This is a genomic window from Burkholderia sp. AU45251 (genome assembly GCF_030482905.1).
In the GTDB taxonomy this organism is placed as follows: Bacteria; Pseudomonadota; Gammaproteobacteria; order Burkholderiales; family Burkholderiaceae; genus Burkholderia; species Burkholderia aenigmatica.
This window is the reverse complement of sequence record NZ_JAUJQH010000003.1, coordinates 119573-137806: the sequence shown is the minus strand read 5'-3', so window position 1 is coordinate 137806 and position 18234 is coordinate 119573. Positions and strand designations below refer to the sequence as shown.

The 18234-nt window shown below is 63.3% G+C and carries 17 protein-coding genes and 1 pseudogene; 8 read left to right on the top strand and 10 right to left on the bottom strand.

The features are described 5' to 3' along the window. Window positions 1-101 precede the first annotated feature (101 nt). The 4 genes from QZM67_RS10300 to QZM67_RS10285 all read left to right on the top strand — a co-directional run bounded on the left by QZM67_RS10300 (window position 102) and on the right by QZM67_RS10285 (window position 3123). A complete protein-coding gene (locus QZM67_RS10300) occupies window positions 102-506 on the top strand; it encodes a cupin domain-containing protein (RefSeq protein ID WP_301802459.1) in 405 nt (134 codons plus the stop codon). A gap of 110 nt (window positions 507-616) precedes the next feature. After that, window positions 617-1621 (top strand): LysR family transcriptional regulator, encoded by a 1005-nt coding sequence (locus QZM67_RS10295; protein ID WP_301802456.1) that lies wholly within the window; start codon window positions 617-619, stop codon window positions 1619-1621. A gap of 205 nt (window positions 1622-1826) precedes the next feature. Further along, window positions 1827-2582 carry an SDR family oxidoreductase gene (locus QZM67_RS10290; protein WP_301802454.1) on the top strand — a complete coding sequence of 252 codons (756 nt, stop codon included), beginning with the start codon at window positions 1827-1829 and terminating at the stop codon, window positions 2580-2582. 25 nt (window positions 2583-2607) lie between these two features. After that, window positions 2608-3123: an Ohr family peroxiredoxin gene (locus tag QZM67_RS10285; protein ID WP_301802452.1), complete on the top strand. Its 516-nt coding sequence runs from the start codon at window positions 2608-2610 to the stop codon at window positions 3121-3123. Window positions 3124-3178: 55 nt separating this feature from the next. Here QZM67_RS10285 and QZM67_RS10280 read toward each other — a convergent pair whose 3' ends face one another. From QZM67_RS10280 to QZM67_RS10265, 4 genes are all read right to left on the bottom strand, one after another. Beyond that, window positions 3179-3607, bottom strand: a complete 429-nt coding sequence (locus QZM67_RS10280) for a PRC-barrel domain-containing protein (protein ID WP_043186457.1) — start codon at window positions 3605-3607, stop codon at window positions 3179-3181. Window positions 3608-3794: 187 nt separating this feature from the next. Further along, on the bottom strand, window positions 3795-4757 hold the full coding sequence (locus QZM67_RS10275; RefSeq protein ID WP_301802450.1) for a hypothetical protein: 963 nt from the start codon (window positions 4755-4757) through the stop codon (window positions 3795-3797). 16 nt (window positions 4758-4773) lie between these two features. Then, window positions 4774-5904 carry a 3-deoxy-7-phosphoheptulonate synthase gene (locus QZM67_RS10270; protein WP_043186454.1) on the bottom strand — a complete coding sequence of 377 codons (1131 nt, stop codon included), beginning with the start codon at window positions 5902-5904 and terminating at the stop codon, window positions 4774-4776. A gap of 193 nt (window positions 5905-6097) precedes the next feature. After that, the gene (locus QZM67_RS10265; protein ID WP_301802443.1) at window positions 6098-7414 is read right to left on the bottom strand and encodes a lipase family protein; all 1317 of its coding nucleotides are present in this window, start codon (window positions 7412-7414) and stop codon (window positions 6098-6100) included. Window positions 7415-7817: 403 nt separating this feature from the next. Between QZM67_RS10265 and QZM67_RS10260 the strand changes: the two genes are divergently transcribed. From QZM67_RS10260 to QZM67_RS10250, 3 genes are read left to right on the top strand one after another with little or no spacing between them, the layout of a single operon-like run. After that, a complete protein-coding gene (locus QZM67_RS10260; RefSeq protein ID WP_367620439.1) occupies window positions 7818-8372 on the top strand; it encodes a hypothetical protein in 555 nt (184 codons plus the stop codon). Beyond that, window positions 8372-8824 (top strand): hypothetical protein, encoded by a 453-nt coding sequence (locus QZM67_RS10255; protein ID WP_301802437.1) that lies wholly within the window; start codon window positions 8372-8374, stop codon window positions 8822-8824. The genes QZM67_RS10260 and QZM67_RS10255 overlap by 1 nt, the downstream gene beginning before the upstream one ends. Beyond that, window positions 8824-10089 (top strand): hypothetical protein, encoded by a 1266-nt coding sequence (locus QZM67_RS10250; RefSeq protein ID WP_301802434.1) that lies wholly within the window; start codon window positions 8824-8826, stop codon window positions 10087-10089. The genes QZM67_RS10255 and QZM67_RS10250 overlap by 1 nt, the downstream gene beginning before the upstream one ends. Window positions 10090-10178: 89 nt before the next feature. Here the strand turns inward: QZM67_RS10250 and QZM67_RS10245 are convergent, their stop codons facing one another. From QZM67_RS10245 to QZM67_RS10235, 3 genes are all read right to left on the bottom strand, one after another. Further along, complete coding sequence (locus tag QZM67_RS10245) at window positions 10179-10886, bottom strand: YceH family protein (protein ID WP_301802431.1); 708 nt, start codon at window positions 10884-10886, stop codon at window positions 10179-10181. A 358-nt stretch (window positions 10887-11244) separates the two neighbouring features. Then, on the bottom strand, window positions 11245-11403 hold the full coding sequence (locus tag QZM67_RS10240) for a hypothetical protein (RefSeq protein ID WP_301802873.1): 159 nt from the start codon (window positions 11401-11403) through the stop codon (window positions 11245-11247). A 351-nt stretch (window positions 11404-11754) separates the two neighbouring features. Beyond that, the gene (locus QZM67_RS10235) at window positions 11755-12846 is read right to left on the bottom strand and encodes an IS5 family transposase (RefSeq protein ID WP_301802428.1); all 1092 of its coding nucleotides are present in this window, start codon (window positions 12844-12846) and stop codon (window positions 11755-11757) included. A 73-nt stretch (window positions 12847-12919) separates the two neighbouring features. On the opposite strand from QZM67_RS10235, the pseudogene QZM67_RS10230 reads away from it, so the two are divergent. Further along, window positions 12920-13018 (top strand): annotated as a pseudogene (locus tag QZM67_RS10230) (IS5/IS1182 family transposase); the annotation flags it as partial. On the opposite strand, the gene QZM67_RS10225 reads toward QZM67_RS10230, so the two are convergent. From QZM67_RS10225 to QZM67_RS10215, 3 genes are read right to left on the bottom strand one after another with little or no spacing between them, the layout of a single operon-like run. After that, window positions 13018-13728 carry a hypothetical protein gene (locus tag QZM67_RS10225; RefSeq protein WP_301802425.1) on the bottom strand — a complete coding sequence of 237 codons (711 nt, stop codon included), beginning with the start codon at window positions 13726-13728 and terminating at the stop codon, window positions 13018-13020. The pseudogene QZM67_RS10230 and the gene QZM67_RS10225 sit on opposite strands and share 1 nt — an antisense overlap. Further along, the gene (locus QZM67_RS10220) at window positions 13700-15238 is read right to left on the bottom strand and encodes an N-acetylmuramidase family protein (protein WP_301802422.1); all 1539 of its coding nucleotides are present in this window, start codon (window positions 15236-15238) and stop codon (window positions 13700-13702) included. The genes QZM67_RS10225 and QZM67_RS10220 overlap by 29 nt, the downstream gene beginning before the upstream one ends. Before the next feature lie 43 nt (window positions 15239-15281). Continuing rightward, window positions 15282-18173 (bottom strand): type VI secretion system Vgr family protein, encoded by a 2892-nt coding sequence (locus tag QZM67_RS10215; RefSeq protein ID WP_301802420.1) that lies wholly within the window; start codon window positions 18171-18173, stop codon window positions 15282-15284. Window positions 18174-18234 lie beyond the last annotated feature (61 nt).

Genomic DNA, 18234 nt, shown 5'->3' with positions numbered 1-18234 from the left:
GCGCGCACCTAACATGATTTCGCGCGGCGCCTTGCCGCCCACTGCCCTCCCTCGCCGCCGGCCGTCTGTCGTTTGCCGGCGGCCCACCGGAAGCCATCGCCATGATTCGCATGAAACACGTCATCGCGTCCGCGCTCGTCGTCGCGGGCGCCGCGACGGGTGCCGTTCGCGCGGCACCCTCGGCCGTCGTCACGCCGCTGATGACGAAGCCGCTCGACGCGTACCCGGGCAAAGAAGCCCTGATGATCTCGGTCGACTATCCGCCCGGCGCGGTCGATCCCGTCCACCGCCACCACGCCGAGGCGTTCGTCTACGTCGTGGAAGGCTCGATCGTGATGCAGGTGCAGGGCGGCGAGCCCGTCACGCTGAAACCGGGCCAGACGTTCTACGAGGGTCCGAACGACCTGCACACCGTCGGGCGCAACGCGAGCCGGACCCGACCCGCGAAGTTCATCGTGCTGCTGCTGAAGGACAAGGGCGCGCCCGTGCTCGTGCCGGAAAAATAGCCGGCTCGCCCGCCGCCGCGCCCCTTTTCAAAAAAAATGTGGCGGACGGTGTCACAGGCCGCAGCGCTGAAACGTCTAGCCGCACATGGACACCACGATTCCAGCGCCCCATGTCTGACACTTCCATCCGCCGCCCCGATGCCGACGATCCGTTCGCGCGCAGCTTCTCGACCTGCTACGCCGGCGTGGTCACCTTCCTCGCCGTCGTCACCGAGGGCAGCTTCGCCCGCGCCGCCGATCGCCTCGGCGTCGGCCGCTCGTCGGTCAGCCGCCAAGTGCAACGACTTGAGGACCGGCTCGACGCACGCCTGTTCCAGCGCACGACGCGCAGCATGTCGCTGACGCGCGAAGGCGAACGCTTCTACGAAAACTGCCGGCCCGGCATCGAGCATCTGGCGCAGGCGCTCGACGACATGCGCGAGCTGCGCAGCGGACCGCCGAGCGGGCACCTGCGCATCGGCTCGACGCCGGGCTTCGGCCGCAAGATCGTCGCGCCGCTGCTGCGCGATTTCCACGCGCAGTATCCGGACATCACGCTCGAACTGCTGCTGAACGACCGCCCGGCCGACTTCTCCGCCGACCGCATCGACGTTGCATTTCGCGACGGCCGGATGGAGGACAGCGCCATCGTCGCGCGCCGGCTGATTCCGATGCAGATGATCGTCTGCGCGTCGCCATCGTACGCACACCGGCACGGCTTGCCGCGCCACGTCGACGAACTCGCGCAGCATCGCTGCATCAACCTGCGCACCGCGTCGGGCCGCGTGACGGAATGGGAATTCAGGATCGACGGGCTCGCGCAGCAGCGCCAGCTCGCCGCGCATCACACGTTCAACGACATGGACCTCGTCGTGCGCGCGGCGCTCGACGGGCTCGGCATCGCGCAGTTGCCCGCGTACCAGGTGTGCGACCTGCTCGCCGACGGCCAACTGGTGAGCTGTCTCGGCCAGCACGCGCCGGACGACGGCGGCCACTATCTCTGTTACCTGAGCCGCAAGCACCTGCCCACGCGCATCCGCGTGTTCATCGATTACATGATCGAACAGACGCGTGCGCGCGACCTGCAGTGCCTGACGACGATGACGACGATGGCCGCACTGGAGACGGTCGATTGATGCATTTAACGCAACACCGTGAGTGCCTGCGGGGCGCTACCGGATCGCGCGGCGCGCGCCTACGATGCTGGCTGGTCGAACGGCGCGCGATTTCGGTGGCGGGCCGGTCAGAAACATACCGGTGCACTCGCTCGAACGCGATGCGCGCCGGCTTCGACACATTCAAGCGGCGCGCGTGTCGCGCGCCCATTCAAGGAGAACATTCGTGAAGATCGTCGTGATTGGCGGTACCGGTCTTATCGGCAGTAAAGTCGTCAGGAACCTGATTGCGCGCGGCCACAACGCCGTTGCAGCAGCACCGTCGACGGGCGTCGATACGATCACGGGCGCGGGGCTGAGCGACGCGCTGGCAGGCGCGGACGTCGTGGTCGATCTCGCGAATTCGCCGTCGTTCGAGGAAGCGGCCGTGAAGGCGTTCTTCGAGACGTCGGGGCGCAACCTGTTCGCGGCGGAGCGTGCGGCCGGCGTGCGCCATCACGTCGCGTTGTCGGTGGTCGGCACCGACCGGCTGCAGCAGAGCGCGTATTTCCGCGGCAAGATCATCCAGGAGAACCTGATCCGCGAAGCCGGCGTGCCGTACACGATCGTGCGTTCGACGCAGTTCTTCGAATTCCTCGGCGCGATCGGGCAAGCGGGCGCGCAAGGCGACACGACGCGGTTGAGCACCGCGCACTTCCAGCCGATCGCATCGGACGACGTCGCGGACGCCGTCACCGATTTCGCGCTCGACGCGCCGCGCAACGGCATCGCTGAAATCGGCGGCCCCGATCGCGTGCGGATTGCCGATCTCGTCGAGCATTTCCTGTCGGTCACGCACGACGCGCGCACGGTGGTCAGGGATGCAGGCGCCGACTATTTCGGCGCCATGCTGCAGGACGACACGCTCGTCCCAGCGCCCGGTGCACGCCTCGGCGCGACCACGTTCGACGCGTGGTTCCGCCAGAGCCAGGCCGCCCGCTGAACGCCACAACAGGATCACGCACACCATGACGCCACTGCGCCCGCCACCGCTGTCGCTGCTCGACAAGTATCGCGGACGGGAACCGCAGACGCTGTACTCGACGACGGTGACCGTCACGGGCGGCGCCGCGGAGCACGGCCGCGCGTCGGGCATCGCCCGGTCCGACGACGGACGCCTCGATGTCGAGCTGCGCCTGCCGTCCGCACTCGGCGGGCCCGGCGACGGCCCGAACCCCGAGCAACTGTTCGCCGCGAGTTATGCGGCGTGCTTTCACGGTGCGTTGAGTCTGCTGGCTGTGCAGGCCGGCGTATCGATCGCCGGTGCGTCGGTATGCGCGTCGATCGACTTCTGCCGCGATCCGATGGACGGGCTGTTCATGCTGAACGCGAACATTCGCGTGCGGCTGCCGGGCGTCGAGCGCGCGGTGGCGGAAGAACTCGTCCGCAATACGGAGCGCTTCAGCCCTTATACGAAGATGGCACACGAAGGCATCAGCCATGTCGTGGCGCTCGCGCCGCCGGACGAGACATCGGCGGGCTGACTGACCATGCGGCGCCCGCCGCATCCCGCAACGGGCGCCGCACCGGGGAAACGGGTCAGTGCTTGTCGTCGACCTTCTTCGGCTTCGGCGGCGACGGCACCTTCGCGTACTGGAACGCGGGCGTCGCCTTCAGTGCGTCCTTCGTCGCACCCGGCAGGTAGATGTTGCCGTTGCGCACGTCGAGCGACGCGATCGGCACCGCGACGTCGTGCGCGGCCACGCCGAGGAAGCCGCCGGCCGATACGATCGCCGCCGACACCGAGCCGTCCGGTGCGACGATCAGGTCGCGCACGGTGCCGACCTTCTGGTTCGCGTCGTTGTAGACGGCCTTGCCGAGCACGCTCTTCTTCACGCTCCAGCCTTCGAGCAGCGCCTGCGATTGCTCGACGGTCACGCTGATCGGCTGCGCACCCGCGATCTGCGCGTGCGCGCTGACGCTCGATGCGAGGACAGTTGCTGCGATGAGGGTCTTGTAGAAAGCCATGCTGTCAGGTACTCCGGTGAATTGTTGTCGGTATCGGCGGCCGGCCAAGCCGCCTCCGTGCCTGCGTCGCATGAAGCGCGGCGGCCTGCGCACGACGCATCGCACCGGCCCATGTTAGCGCCACTCGCGCAACGCTGCATCGGACGCGATGACGCAGCCCCGTCACGCTCCCCACGCGATGGCGACGTTACGGACACCGCAGCGAATCGCGTACGCGGTCGAACTCCGGCAGATAACGCGCATAGTTTTCCTCGCGCGCCGTGTAGACCAGCGCGCAGGTCTTCGTGTCGCCGGAGGTCACCACGACCGCCTGGTGGACGACTACTTCGCGGAGTGTCTCCTTGTGCTCGCACTTCTGTGCGGGCCGGCCGGCTATCGTGTTCTTCGCCGCGTGCGACGATCCGATCGCGCTGCCACCTTCGTCGACCGGATCGTCCCACCCGTCGCATAGGCTCGTCAGGGCATCGTCGCTCTTGTCGCCGATGACGAAGTCGATCCCCGCCGAGATCAGCCCGAACCTGAAACGCCGGATCCGGTAGCTCACGTCGCCGTGACCTTCCGGCTGGCTCACGACCCGCCATTCCGGAGGCAAACGCAGCTCCGCAGGCGCCGGATAACTGCGCAGGATCTGCAGGTCGTTGTTGAAGTTCAGCACGCCCGCGACACCCAGCGCCACGCCCACCACGGCAATCGACAACCAGACGCCAAGCAGCGTCAGCAGGCCGATGCCCGCCGCGCGCCAGTTCGATTGCAGCGCGCCGCCGGCGGCCCGGTGAGCGGCGACGGCCGCGCCTTGCTCGTGTCGTGCATAGACGATCGTCCCGGCGAGACCGGCAATGACGACGGCATGCACGAGCGCGTGCTGCACCACCGTGGTTTCCGGTATGTCCACCACCGCATACAGCGCGATCGACACGAGCGTGACGAGCGCCGTTGCGAGAATCTGCCGCTGCGCGAGCGCGCGATTCCCGAGACGCCGTGCGTTCGCCGCGAGCAGGATGCCGCCCGCGAGCGGCGAACCGAGCATCGCCGCCCACCCGACGCCCGACATCGTGAACAGCTTGCCGGGTGGCACCAGTGCCCGTACCGTCATGCCGGAAGCAGAAGGGTCGCCCTGCATGGCCGGCGCGTCGGACGGGAAATCGGTCACGTCGGGTTCGCCCCCGTCACGCGTTGCGCGACTGCGCGCGCCGTTGCCGCACCGCGTCGGCCAGCACGTCGAGCACCGGCTCCGTCTGCGTCCAGCTCAGGCACGCATCCGTGATCGATACGCCGTACTTCAGCGCCACGCCCGGCTTCAGGTCCTGGCGCCCGGCTTCGAGATGGCTCTCGACCATCACGCCGACGATCCGCTGCTCGCCCTGCGACAGTTGCCGCGCGAGATCCTGCGCGACGTCGATCTGCCGGTCGTGCGACTTGTTCGAATTCGCGTGCGAGCAGTCGACCATCACCTGCTCGCGCAAGCCGGCCTTGCGCAGCACCGCGCAGCTCGCCTCGACATGTTCGGCGTCGTAGTTCGGGCCGTTCTTGCCGCCGCGCAGGATCACGTGCGCGTCGTCGTTGCCGCGCGTCTCGAAGATCGCGGCCATCCCCATCTTCGTCATCCCCATGAACGCATGGCTCGCAGCCGCGGCGACGATCGCGTCGGACGCGACCTGCACGCCGCCGTCGGTGCCGTTCTTGAAGCCGATCGGGCAGCTGAGGCCCGACGCGAGCTGGCGATGGCTCTGGCTCTCGGTCGTGCGCGCGCCGATCGCGCCCCACGCGATCAGGTCGGCGATGTACTGCGGACTCAGCAGGTCGAGGAATTCGGTCGACGCCGGCAGGCCGAGCGCGTTGATGTCGAGCAGCAGTTGCCGCGCGGCGCGCAGCCCTTCGTTGATGCGGAAGCTGCCGTCGAGGCGCGGATCGTTGATGTAGCCCTTCCAGCCGACCGTCGTGCGCGGCTTCTCGAAGTAGACGCGCATCGTGATCAGCAGGTCGTCCTTCAGCGCATCGGCGGCCACCTTCAGGCGGCGCGCGTAATCGAGTGCCTGGTCGTGATCGTGAATCGAGCACGGGCCGACGACGAGCAGCAGCCGGTCGTCGCGGCCGTGCAGGATGTCGCCGATCGCGCGGCGCGTGTCCTCGACGAGCGTCTGCGTGGCGGCCGGCACCGGCAGTTCGTCCAGCAGCAGCGCCGGCGAAATCAGCGGGCGCACGGCGCCGATGCGAACGTCGTCGATGCGCGTGGTGTCTTGCGTCGCGTCGGCGCTGCCTACCTCGCGATCGTGGGAAGGATTGTCGAGGTTCTGCATGGTGATTCTCCGGGGGACGTCTGGAATGATGGGCAGGCTCGATTATGGCACCCGGGCGGGACGGTGGCGGGTTGCGGCGGGGGAACGGGCGCGGCTGCATGACGGCAGCGCGACGGAAATCAACAGGCGAAAAGAAAAAGGCGACCCGCGAAGGGTCGCCCGGCCACGCGCCGCATCACGCGCGGCGTTGCGGCTAATGCAGCGTCTCGGGCGCCAGCGAATTGCTCGGCAGCAGCGACGTCAGCCAGCAGTTGCTCGGTGCGGCTTTCCCGTTGAAGCGGTCGTAGAGCCACGGCAGCATGCCGGCCACCCACGGCACGATCGCGCCCGCATGCTCGAGCGGATATTCGGTGTACGTGACCGGCGTGCCGCTGGCACAGAACTTCTGCGCCAGCGCACGCACGTCGTACGCCATCATCACGCCGTCGCCCACCTGGCTGCCGAACGTGCCATCGAGCGCGCCGGCCGTGCCCTGGCCGATGAACATCGGGATCGTCGGCGATGCGGCCAGCGCCGCATTCACCTTGTTCGCATACGTCACGTACACGGGAATGCTGTTGATGTCGTTCGCGTATTGCGGCTTGAACAGCGTGCCCCAGTGCAGCCCCGTGTACTTCGGCAGGATGTAGGCGAGCGACTGGCTCTGGATGTCCTTGAACACGGCGACGCCGGTGTCGCTGAGATAGGGCGTCAGGTCGAAGCCGTAGCCGCGCGACAGCCCGGCCAGCGCGGCCGCGGCCACGCCGCCCCACACGATGCTGCCGTCGACGTAGCGCAGGTTGTGCGCGGGGTCGACCAGTACGCCGCCTTCCGCCGCGCCGACGAGTTGCTTGTTGATCTCGGGCGCGTAGCTCGGCGCGAGCTGCGCGGCCCAGTTCGTCGCGATCGCGCCACCGGAATAGCCGATCATCGCGACCTTGCTCGACGGGTTCAGGCCCGTCGACGGCGTATTGAGCGCCGCGCGGATCGAATCGAGCGTCGTCATCCCGTATTCGGGGCCGGCAGCGAAGTCGGCCGTCTGGCCTTCCGTATCGGGCACGATGACGTTGTAGCCAAGCAGCAGCAGTGTCGACAGCGGAATCGATTCCGCGCTGTAGAGCAGCGTGCCGACATTGATGACCTTGGTCACGTCGCGGTCGCCGGCGATCACCTGCGACGGCTCGTCGTACGGGTTCAGCGAGTCATAGGCCGACTGGTACGAGATGGCCTGGCCGTTGCTGACCTGGCTCTTGATCACGGACGTCACGTTGACGACCGGCTGGTTCAGCGCGTTATGGGTGCGATACAGCAACTGCTGCGCGGTCAACGCGGTGGGGATGCCGGCCACGTGATAGGTGACGGTGCGCGTCTTGAGCACCGTGCCTGGTGGAATCGATGCCAACGGCGTGGTGCCGGTGTACGTGTAGAACGGGTCGGACACGGTCGGCGCGGCGGCGCTGGCGGGCGGTGCGGCGATGGCCAGCGTGGCGGACACGGCCGCCGCGGCCATCATGAAACGTCGGGAGGACATGGGTGGAGCCCCTGGGATAACCTGCTTTCATCGAAGGAAGTTCGGCGGTGTTGCAGACCATCGTGTGTGCCGCTTCAAAACCGTTTCCGAGCCATCGACTGTCTCCTGTGAATGAATGATCCGGGCTGTTCTGAATTTGTAATTTTAGTAGGAGTACAAACCGGATTCATTGAAGCACAACGCGCACGCGCTCGATGGACGTTTTCCATTGTTTGAAGGTAAACGTCTAAACCCGTCGACGCGCGATGCGGGGCGCGCCGGCCGTTCGGCCGACTGTCCGCGTTTTGCCGAAGTGCCGTACGATCACGGCTGTCCGGTACCGACGGCCGCATCGTGCGATGCCGGCCGCGCGGCGCACCGCCTGCCTGTGACCGATCGTTCCCAGCCCAACCGACACGCCACGATGACCGTCTCCGAACTGCTCCGCGCCATCCGCCAACCGTATGCCGACCGGCTCGCGAACGCGGCTGCGCAACCGGCCGTATTCGTCGAGCCGGCCTACCGGCGGGCCGACGGCACGCTCGCCACCGAAGGGCCGCTCGCGTTGCCGTGCCGGTCCGACATCATCGCCACCGACGGCGAATCGGCCGGCCAGCCGGCAATGGTCGATTCGACCACGCAGCTGGATTTCGAGCCGTTCACGTTCACCCTCGAAACGGCGGCCGTGTCGATCCGCCCGTTCGTGTGGGACTGGGCCACGATCGAGGCCGACGGTCTCGACGAAAGCGCGGCGGTCGAGGCGTTCAAGACGTGGTTCTTCGCGTGGTTCGATGTCGACGACGAGAACACGCCGGGCGAAGACGGGCTGCATGCGATCGTTCACTATCTGTCGGAACCCGTTCGCACGGAACACGGGTGGCGCGTCAATGCGGATCTCGGCTCCGCGCCCGGAGCGGCCGTCGAGGATCTGCTGTTCCAGCTCGTCGATGCGGGCGCCACGCGGATCGAGCTCGGTTGATGCCGCACTTCATTCCTCACCGGCCCATCATGAAAAAAGCCCTTGCCGCCCTGTTGCTCTGCGCGTCGCTGCCCGCGTTCGCCAAGGTCTCCACCGAGGTGTACTGCTTCAAATCGGACGGCGACAAACCCGTGCGCTTCGAGATGCGCACCTACTACGACGATGCCGTCGGTTGGTCGGGCGGCATGGTCCGCTATGCGAAAGCGAAAACGGCGCTGCCGCTGGTGGTCGAGCACGTGGACGAGGAAGTGCTCGCCGAGGGCCGCCCATACCAGTTCACGACGACCTGGGTCGAAATGGTCGACGGCAGGATCAATGGACGCTACGAGATGATGTCGCAGGGCGCGATGATCTATTCGATGACCTATACCAGCGCGCGTACCGGCAAGCAGACCGCGTTCGGCCGCGTGCTGGATGTCGACGCATCCGAACAGACCGGGTGCCGCTGGTGATGCGCCCGCTGATCCGGACAGCGTGGGTGCTGGTCGCACTGCACGCGGGCTTCGCGAATGCCGCGCCGCGCACGGTCTACGAAGGAACGCTGCAAGGCGCCGGCGCCGTCGTGATGGAACTCGACAATCGCCCGGCTGCGGACGGTTCGATCTCGGGCCGCTACTTCTATGCGCAGCACGGCGTCGATATTCCGCTGCACGGCACGCCCGCGGAATTGATCGAACCGCTCGTGCGAACGCAGTTGCCGGACGAGGCGCGCAGTCCATTGGAATTCGGCGAACAAGCCGATTTCGACCATGCCGCGGCCACCTGGCACGGCACGCGGGACAAGGGCGGCTATCGCGGCCAGTGGACCGACGCGCGCACCGGCAAGACGCGCAGCTTCACGCTGCGGCGCATGGCTGAATACGATCCCGACGCGGTTGCGCCCGGCTCCGTCGAAGCCGTTACCAACAGCATCGCCGGTGGTGTCGGCAGCGGTATCGCAAGCGGCGTGGCCATCGACATGCGGCAGACGCCTTATGCCACGCTGAAGCTAGCCGGGCACGCGCAACCGGCCGGCCCCGAGATTGGGAGCAGCACCGTCGCGTACCGGATGTGGCACGACCCGCGCACGAGGCTCATGTATCCGCGTCTGAGCCGTCATCCCGATCCGGCGGTCATGGCACGGGTCAACCGCCTGCTCGAGCAGCAGCACTGGCAGATGAATCTCGCCGCGCTCGAATGCGCGTCGACGCGCTACACCGACGACGGGCCGGCTGCCGGTTCGCTCGGCAACTACGACGACGAACAGGTGACGGTCACGTGGCTGTCACCTGCGGCACTCGGCATCGTGGAATCGGGCAGTACGTACTGCGGTGGCGCCCATCCGAACAATCACTACGATCCGGTCACGTTCGACCTGCTGCGTGGTACGTACCTCGACTGGAATCGCGTGATCGACGCGACTAGGGTGGGCAAGGACGGCGATCCGGGAACGAGCCCCGCGATGGTGAGCTTCATTACGCGGTTGCGCGACAAGGCAACGCAGGGTGAACAAGTGACGGACGGCGAAGGCGATTCGATGGCATGCGCCGACGTGTTCCCGCAGTATCTGGCGTTCGAATTCGATGCGCCCGGAAAGCTGTCGTTCGTCGTCTCCGGTATCGGGCACGCAATGGGTGCCTGTCTCGGGCCGCAGCTCGATGCGCCGTTTGCGGCGCTGGCACCGATCCTGAAACCGGGCGGCTCGCGCTATCTCGTACCGGGCGTCAAGCTGAAGTAACGCGGCGATGCGGAGGTATCCGCATCGCGTCCCAGCCCGGCTGTGCAACAACGGAGCCGGCCGATAGGCAGGCACCGCCGCCATCGGCGTCAGGACGCGTCGCCTTGCGCGTCGACGTCGATGCCCAGCTCGCCGGCCATCCGCTGAACCAGCGCATTCAGCCGCGCCACGTCATCCGCAAGGCGTTTCTGTTCGGCCTTCAGTGCCTCGAATTCGGAAGGCGGCACCGAATCCGCGCCGCCGGCATCCGCGCTGGCGAAGTCGGCCAGATTCACTTCGCCGCACATCAGGTGCATCCAGCGGTTCTCGCGTGCGCCCGGCGCACGCGGCAGCCGGACGACGAGTGCCTGTGCGCGCGCCGCGAGTTCGTCGAGGAACGCCTCGACCGACGAGATATCCGCGAAGCCGTGCAGGCGCGCGCTGTTCAGGCGCAGCTCGGCGGCCGTCTGCGGGCCGCGCAGCAGCAGGATCGTCAGCAGCGCGATCGCCTGGCTCGGGATGCCGAGCACGCGGTTCACGTTGTGCTCGAAACGCGGCACGCGGCTGCTGCTGCCCTCCATCACGAGGCTCAGGTGCTTCAGCCCGTCGAGCGCGGTCGTGACTTCGTCTTCGCTGACGCTCATCACCGGCGCACGCGCGGTTTTCTGGTTGCAGCCCGCGGTCAGTGCATTCAGCGACAGCGGATAGGTGTCCGGCACCGTGTGCTGTTTCTCGACGAGCACACCGAGAATGCGGGCCTCGAGGGGCGTGAGTTCGCGAAGGACGCGAGGCGTGGGCGTATCCGGCGTGGTGTTCATAAGTGGCGTCGCAGCGTGCAGCAGGTGAAGGGAAACGGTCGCGGCCCGTCCGGCATCGCGCACGGGCGAGCCATATGATAGCTCGCGAGGCGTGGCGCGGCGCCGCCCGCCGCGTCGGCGCGCGTACGTGCCGCAGCCGGTTTGCGTTCAACCTGTCGGCTGGCTGGTGCCGCGCGGCGATGGATGCGCGCCGCGACGCGGATTCCGCCTCCTTGAGCATGTCGTAGACGGACAGCAGCCCTGGCCGGCTTGAGGCCGAGTGCCGTGCCGGCCCGCGTAGGCGTGTGCTGGACCGTCACCAGTCGATCACTCTTGTCATGCTCACAGCGCGTGACTTCGGTCGGCGTGTGCTGCACCTTCAGATTGCCCATTCGTTCGCGTTCGAGTCGGATGGTGCGGATCGGTCGATCTTTTGTCGCATGACCGTCCGGGCGCCGATGATGTCCAGCGCCAGCAACTCGCCCGCTTCCCCGTACTCGAATCGTCGTTCAACGCCATCCGGTCGGGTTTCGGTCAGCAGGCGACCGCCGGCGCTGTACTTGAATGTCGTGGTAACCCCAAGCTTACAGAGTGGTCAATCAAGCACGTAGGATTCACTCCCGGCCAGCGCGTGAGGATCGCTGTTGAACACGGATAATTGACCATTACCGCGAGTAGACAAACGAGGGGCCGCGTCACCGGTCTTTCCTCACTATTCAAGAAACCCGGAGACGCACACTTATCAGGCCGTTGAAATACCTCTCGGCCTGACGCATTTCCCCTACCGCTATTCGAGGCAGCCACCGCGAGGCGTTCGATTTTCAGTTCGTCAGCGCAATTCAGCGGGAGTTACCTCGGATCGGCCCCTCCTGGTGCTTGCTCTGGGGCATTACGCAACCATCGGGCGCAATGCGGCCAGCGATCTCAATCGCGTCAGGTTATAGACCGCCATCGTCAGCGTGAGCAATTGATCAACCTTCGCCAGGCCTCGAACCACGACCTGCCGGAGCGGCCCGATCGTCTTGCCCCAGCCGAAGCACTGCTCAATGCATTTCCGTTTGCGCTGACTCAGCGCGTAGCCCAGATGCCGAATCTTGCGTTTATCGATCGCGCTGCCGCCGCTGCGTTTCGTGTTCCGCGCCACAGGCGGCGTCACGTTCGCGTCCCGGCAAGCCTTGATGAACCCGTGCGTGTCGTAACCCTTGTCGGCGCCGACCGTGATGCGTCGATCAGGTAGCGCGACGTCCCGCAACATCTCAGCAGCAACGTCGCGCTCGGCTCGGCCATTCGCCCGGCTCGCCTGTACATTGACCACCAGGCCGTGCCGATTGTCGGTCAGCACATGACCGAGATAGCTCGGCAGCGCCGGCGCCACATTGCTCTTTCGGTACAGGCGGCTGTCACCGTCGCTCTTCGATTCATGCGTTTCGTTGCTGCGCGGCTGGCCGTGCCAGTTGCTCGGCGGCCGGTCGTCGTCGCTACCATCTTTGCGACGGATGCTCTTGTGGCTAGCCCACGCCTGAATCAGCGTGCCATCGACGCTGAAATGTTCGCCCGACAGCAGGCCCCGTTTCTGCGCCGTTTCCACCGTCGCGTTGAACAGCTCCGCCACCGCGTCGAATTCCAGTAGCCGATCCCGGTTCTTGCTGAACACCGAGTGGTTCCACACCGTTTCCTCGATCGACAGGCCGACGAACCAACGGAACAGCAGGTTGTACGAGATCTGCTCAACCAGTTGCCGCTCGCTACGGATGCTGTACAGCACTTGCAGCAACATCGCCCGCATCAGCTTCTCAGGCGCGATGCTCGGTCGGCCTCCCTTCGCGCCGACTTCGTACATTGCCGAGAACTTCGCATCCATCTTCGACAGTGCTTCGTTCAGCCATATCCGGACCTGGCGCAGCGGATGCGCCTGCGGAACAAATTCTTCTAGCCTCACCGTGCTGAATAACGATTCGTTGTAACCGTCCGCACCTCGCATCGGCCTGCTCTTCCTTGATCTCGGGAACCTACATCGTGCAGGACCGACCGAGGTATTTCAACGACCTGCTAGCAAACTGCGCATTCGATGCGAGCGTCGTCTCGACATTCATGCTGCGTTGCTTTCCCTTGCCGCTGTCATCATCTGTTCTCGCTTCGTTGATGACTTGTGTCAGCGACTCTCAACGGCTTCCGGAAAAGGGTTGACCAGATTCTCTGTCCGCACCCACCCAGTGGTCACTTGACCTGCATTTTTCGTATCGATCCGCGGATTGACGAAACGAACAAAAGAAAACTGCCCGACCTGTCGTAGTGCGACCACTAAGTTTCTGTTTACAAGATACCCTTTTCTTGCAATAAATCGCCCATCATTATAGTCATAGAACGTTGACCTTCTATTTATGATGCGAATACCAAGCGCGGAGATTTTTTTCTCCTCAAAATAATGCACAGCTCCAATAAAATTAACATCAAACGTGAATGTCCCCGTATCGTTTTCGCACCCAGCTTGCCCCGTGTCCGTCTTAATTACCCATTCGTCATCGCGACGATACAAATTGGCAGGAACATCAAAAAACTTATCCCTATCAGGAAATTTCATCGATTTCTCGCCTGGCAAAAACGTAAGCATTTTTATATTTTTATAACCATCATCCATCACGCTGCCCGCGTCGTGCGAGTCACCCGCCAAAAACAAAAACTTGCAAGAGAATTTCTCATTCTCAGCATCATACATCCCCACAACCCTTCTTCCATCATCAAATCCAATCAAATTTGGATCATTAAAAATGATTACCTCGCCAGCGCGCGCCATCACGATTTGCGCAAAAAAAACAAGAATTAATACGACCGATTTACTTAAATTGAGCATAATATTTACCAAGATTTGTCGCATAATCAGGATTTTTATCTCTCCAGCTATCACCGTTGTATGATGCCGCAACTTTCTCCCATTGGTGCGTCTTCAACCCCTCAACGGCTCCGCGCTTCTCCTTCTTCATGAACGCAATAAAAATCTCTGCCTGCCCATCCGTTCCAGATAAAAATTTATTTGCGAACTCAATAACGGTTGCGCACCCACAAGACAAATAGTACTCGCCAAGTATTTGAAAGCCCCCCCAAGAGCAAGACATTAGGGCGATCTCAAAATCAATATTCGCAGCGCTCACAAGTTTTTCGTACTGATGCAATCCGTCGGCGCCGTAATTATCTCCTGTTGGAAAGCAAATTTCCGGAAATTTTGGATACGGATTTTCGTATTCTGTTAAATATTTCTTTCGCTTTACAGGCTTCCTTTTTTTCGCGCCGGCCGCCTTGGCGGCCACATCCGCCGCCTCGTCCTCTTTTTTATAGGCTGCAAATTTAAAGAAATGCCGCCGCTCATATAAAATCTGAGGCAATCCATTTTCCAAGAATGGATGCCCTTTTGACTCTTGCTGCACAATTGCCTTGATGGCCGCGACCTCAACATCCAGCTCTGTCGCCATTTTTTTGTATTGATCCTCTGAAAATACCTCTGGCTTCGGGTAATTCAGCCTGGATCCTAGTAGGTTAAACACAACCGTTTGCGGCTTTCCTGTGTCGACAACCTTATAGTGATGCTCAATGGTTATTTTTGTCTTTTTCTTGTGCGTCTTTGCGTCGACGGTTATTTCCTTATGTTTCGTCGGGTAGTCTTTCTTTACGCGCCCCTGCTCGGTAAGCTTCTGAACATCGGCAATATATGGACCGAGCTCATTAACCAATCTCTCAATTGTCATAACCTCCCCCTCTTTTACAACAGGAAGATTCAAATCCTTCTCAAACTCTTCTTTCGGGGTGGATTTCGTCGTCGCATCAATGTGATACTCTGGACTGTTAATGGTGAAAGCGCTGATATCTTTCTTCGGCACGACCTTCACTTTCCACGCGTACTCTCCGCGTCGATTCTTCACAAACACGTCGATCGGCTGATTACGCGCGGCATTGGTAATCGTCACCGCATAACCATCCTTGTCGCTCGTTGCCTCAAGGGTGTTGTCCGATATGGGAGGGGGAGGAGGCGCAACCGGTTTTGCGACGGCGGCCGGCACAGTCGCTTTATCGCCCGATGCAGCCTGCGCGGCGGCCGCTGCGGAAGCCGCAGTGGGGGCAGAGGCTGCCGCCGGCGCAGACGCCCCGCCAGGCGCGGAGGCCGCCGCGCTCGGCACGGGAGCTGGGGGTGGCTCCTGTACGGTCGTCGGATCGGGGCCAGTCGTCCAGGGCGGGGCCGGAGGCGTGCCGGTGCCAGCCTTGAACTGCACTGACAGCCCCTCGATGGGCTCGCGCGTCAAGGTTCGAAACAAGAAGGTCACTTCCACAAGCGAAACCGGACTAGCTTTCGGCGTCGTATCCTGGGTTGGGTCGTTTGCCACATGTGCTCCTGATGGATTGCGGATCTAGCCGTCTCCGGCGTCGTTAAACGTCTTGCTGCGGCTCGCCGGCTGGTTCGTCACGCAGCTCGGCATGGTCGTAGGAATCCTCGGTCGCATGCCAATCCCCACCGCCGATCTCGCACCTCACTTTCGTGGGCTCGGGCGTGTGGACAGTCGCAGTCATGCCCTTGAGTAGCCCACCCTGCTGCTGGATCGTGCCGTCGGGCATGTAGATGCGATACGTCTGCGCCTCCAGGTTGCGCCCCACACCGAGATTGGCGATCACCGAGGAAACATCGAAGATCTGCGTGTACTCATGCGTAGGGTTTTGCACCAGCGTACTGACCGGCAGCGCCGGCATCGTGTAGCGCGTGCTGGCCGGCCCGCTAAACGAGTGCGACGCCCCCTTGAACTCGACCATGCCCGGCGCGTGCCCCAAGATATTGCCGCCCTCCAGCGTGAGCGACGCCCCACCCGCCGTCAGTACCAGCTTGCCGCCGGCCGCGATCTCGACATCCCCGTGCGCCAGCAGCTTGAGCACCTTTTGGGCGATCAGCTCGATATTCGCGTCGTGGGACTGGATCTGCACCGGCCCCTTGGCGAACAGCTTCATCGCCGCCTGCGTAAACATCCCGATCGAACTCGCCGCGTTCACGATGAACGCCCGCGCCGTCGCGATATGCGTGTTCAGCGCACTCACCAGATTGAGGTGACGATCGGCCGCCAAGTGCATTGAGTCCTGTGTCGACAGACCGATACCAAACGGGCTGGCCAGCAACAGAATGGCCTTCTTGAAAGCGTTCGCGCTGCCGGTGCCGCCGTTCGCTGTGCGGCCGCCGCGGGCCTCCAGCTTCGAGGACTGTTGCGTGGCATCCGTGAACGCTTTGAGCGCGTCGTGGCTGTCCTTCAGGCTGTCGGCGTGGTGCTGCACCCCGACATTCGACAGCGTCTCAATCAGGCTTTCCGCGCCGATCAGCTGCCCCTGTGCTTGCTGCACGTTGAGCTGGTCATCGTTGAACGCGTTTGGGTGGGTCCCGATATATGCGCCGCCCGTGGCCCGGATCGCGAGATAGTGATCGGTATGCAGCAGCGCACCCAGCCCGAGAAACCGGCCACGGGCGTTGTTCCGGCCGGAATGATCGATTAGTACACCTTGGTGATACAGGCTGTAGCTTCGCAGCGTATCGCCCGTATAGGTCGTCAGCCGCGCCGCGCTCTGATGCGTCGCGTCGTCATGCACGAAGGCATTGTAGGCCCCCGTTTGGCCGAAACCGTTCGATTTGAACCCGGACAATAGGACGGTGCTGTGCCACTGCGGCTGGGTTCGTTGGGTCGGCAATCGCCCCATCACATAGGGACGGTCACAGTCCCCCATTTGATAGCCGATTTGGACGGCTTCACCGATGCGCGGCACGTGAACGCCGCCGTAGTCCTGACCGGTATCGGCTTGCAGCGTCGACAAGGGCGGCGACGTACCCGTCGTCTCGAACTTCGCGTTCGTGTCCCACGGGAAAACCACATAGACCCGGTTGCGCTCGTCGGACCATGCCTCCTCGTTCTCCGGCCCGGTCACAATCGCCGGCTCCGGGTGCATGATGGACTTGGGGTGTTCAAACGGGCTGCGATACTCGATGTGGGTGCGCTGCGCCTCCACCTTGACGCGGTAGAAACCGCCTGTGCCGTCGACCAGGTGCGGTTGCACGTTGAACTGGTCGCCATGCTCCCGGCGCAGATCGGCGAGTTCGCGCTGCAAGCTCAGCGGATACGCGCCGGCGTGGCCGGCCAACGGCACATTGTTTTCGATGAACCACTCCGCCTCGACAATCAGGAATTCCCGATCGCGCGGATCTCGCTCCGTGTGCCACGTGTGATGCTCCAGTGCGAAGCGCCAGCCCGCCTCGAACCAACGCGCCCCGCCGACACCAATGTATCGCCGCGCGGCCGACGCCCACGCCTCTGTCCGGATCTCCGCCCGACGATGGCCCGCATCCGTCGTCGGGTACGCGTAGGGCAACGCTTCCTGTATCCGCGTCGGCACCGACGGGACCCCGTGCCACACTTGTTGGCCACGCTCCTCGACAGGGTAGGTGCTTGCGCTGACGTCCAGCTCGCTGCTCACCGCGTAAGAATGCGTCGGGTCTTTGAAGTTGAACGAGGTCGAACCGTACGCCGTACTTTGCGCGACCTGCTTCACGGCCCACTGTGACAATCCCTCCGCCTCGTCGCCGGCATTGCCACGATAGAACTCGACGGACTGCGCATCCGGCAACGCGGAGAGCCGATCCACGATTACCAGCGTTGTTACGCGCGGGTCGTTGTCGTACTGCGCCGGCGCATGCTCGAAATAGAAGTACCAGCCTTCGTCCTCCAGGATGCGGTGGAAGAAGTTCAGGTCGGTCTCTTTTTGCCGGGTGTATGGCCGCACGTCCGGTTGCCGGGTCAGGATAAATTTCAATCGGCCGCGCAACTGCGGATACCGCTCGGTCAACTCCAACAGGATTTCACGGGCGTCTTTTTTGATCCAGTGATCGTCCCTGAATGCCTTGCCGAGAAAGTACAGCGCCGACTCGAACTCGACTTGGTAGACGGTGAGATTCCCGTCCAGTCCAAGCTTGTTGAACTCGCACACAAACCCGTGGATCGGCCGATAAGCAGACTCCGTATAGGGCTGGGCCTGCTGCTTGAGAAACAGCGTGACCGCCTGATGCTGCAAGGCGAGATTATCAATATCGTCACGCAGTGAAACAACATCCACCGTCCATCGATAGCCTCGCCCGATTTTTTCCCATCCTCTTGCGCGAACGGGAATTAACGTTTGTGGCCCAAGCGGCGATCGAAACATCAACAATCGATCGTGCTGCATTAATCCGCGATGAATATTTTCGTAAAGCTGGCGAAACGTTAAATCACTCGGATCGGCTGGTCTGAGTGTCATCTTTGTTTTTCCTTTCTCTCAGGTTCGGCCACCAGTCAACGCCTCGCCGCAAGGGCGAGGG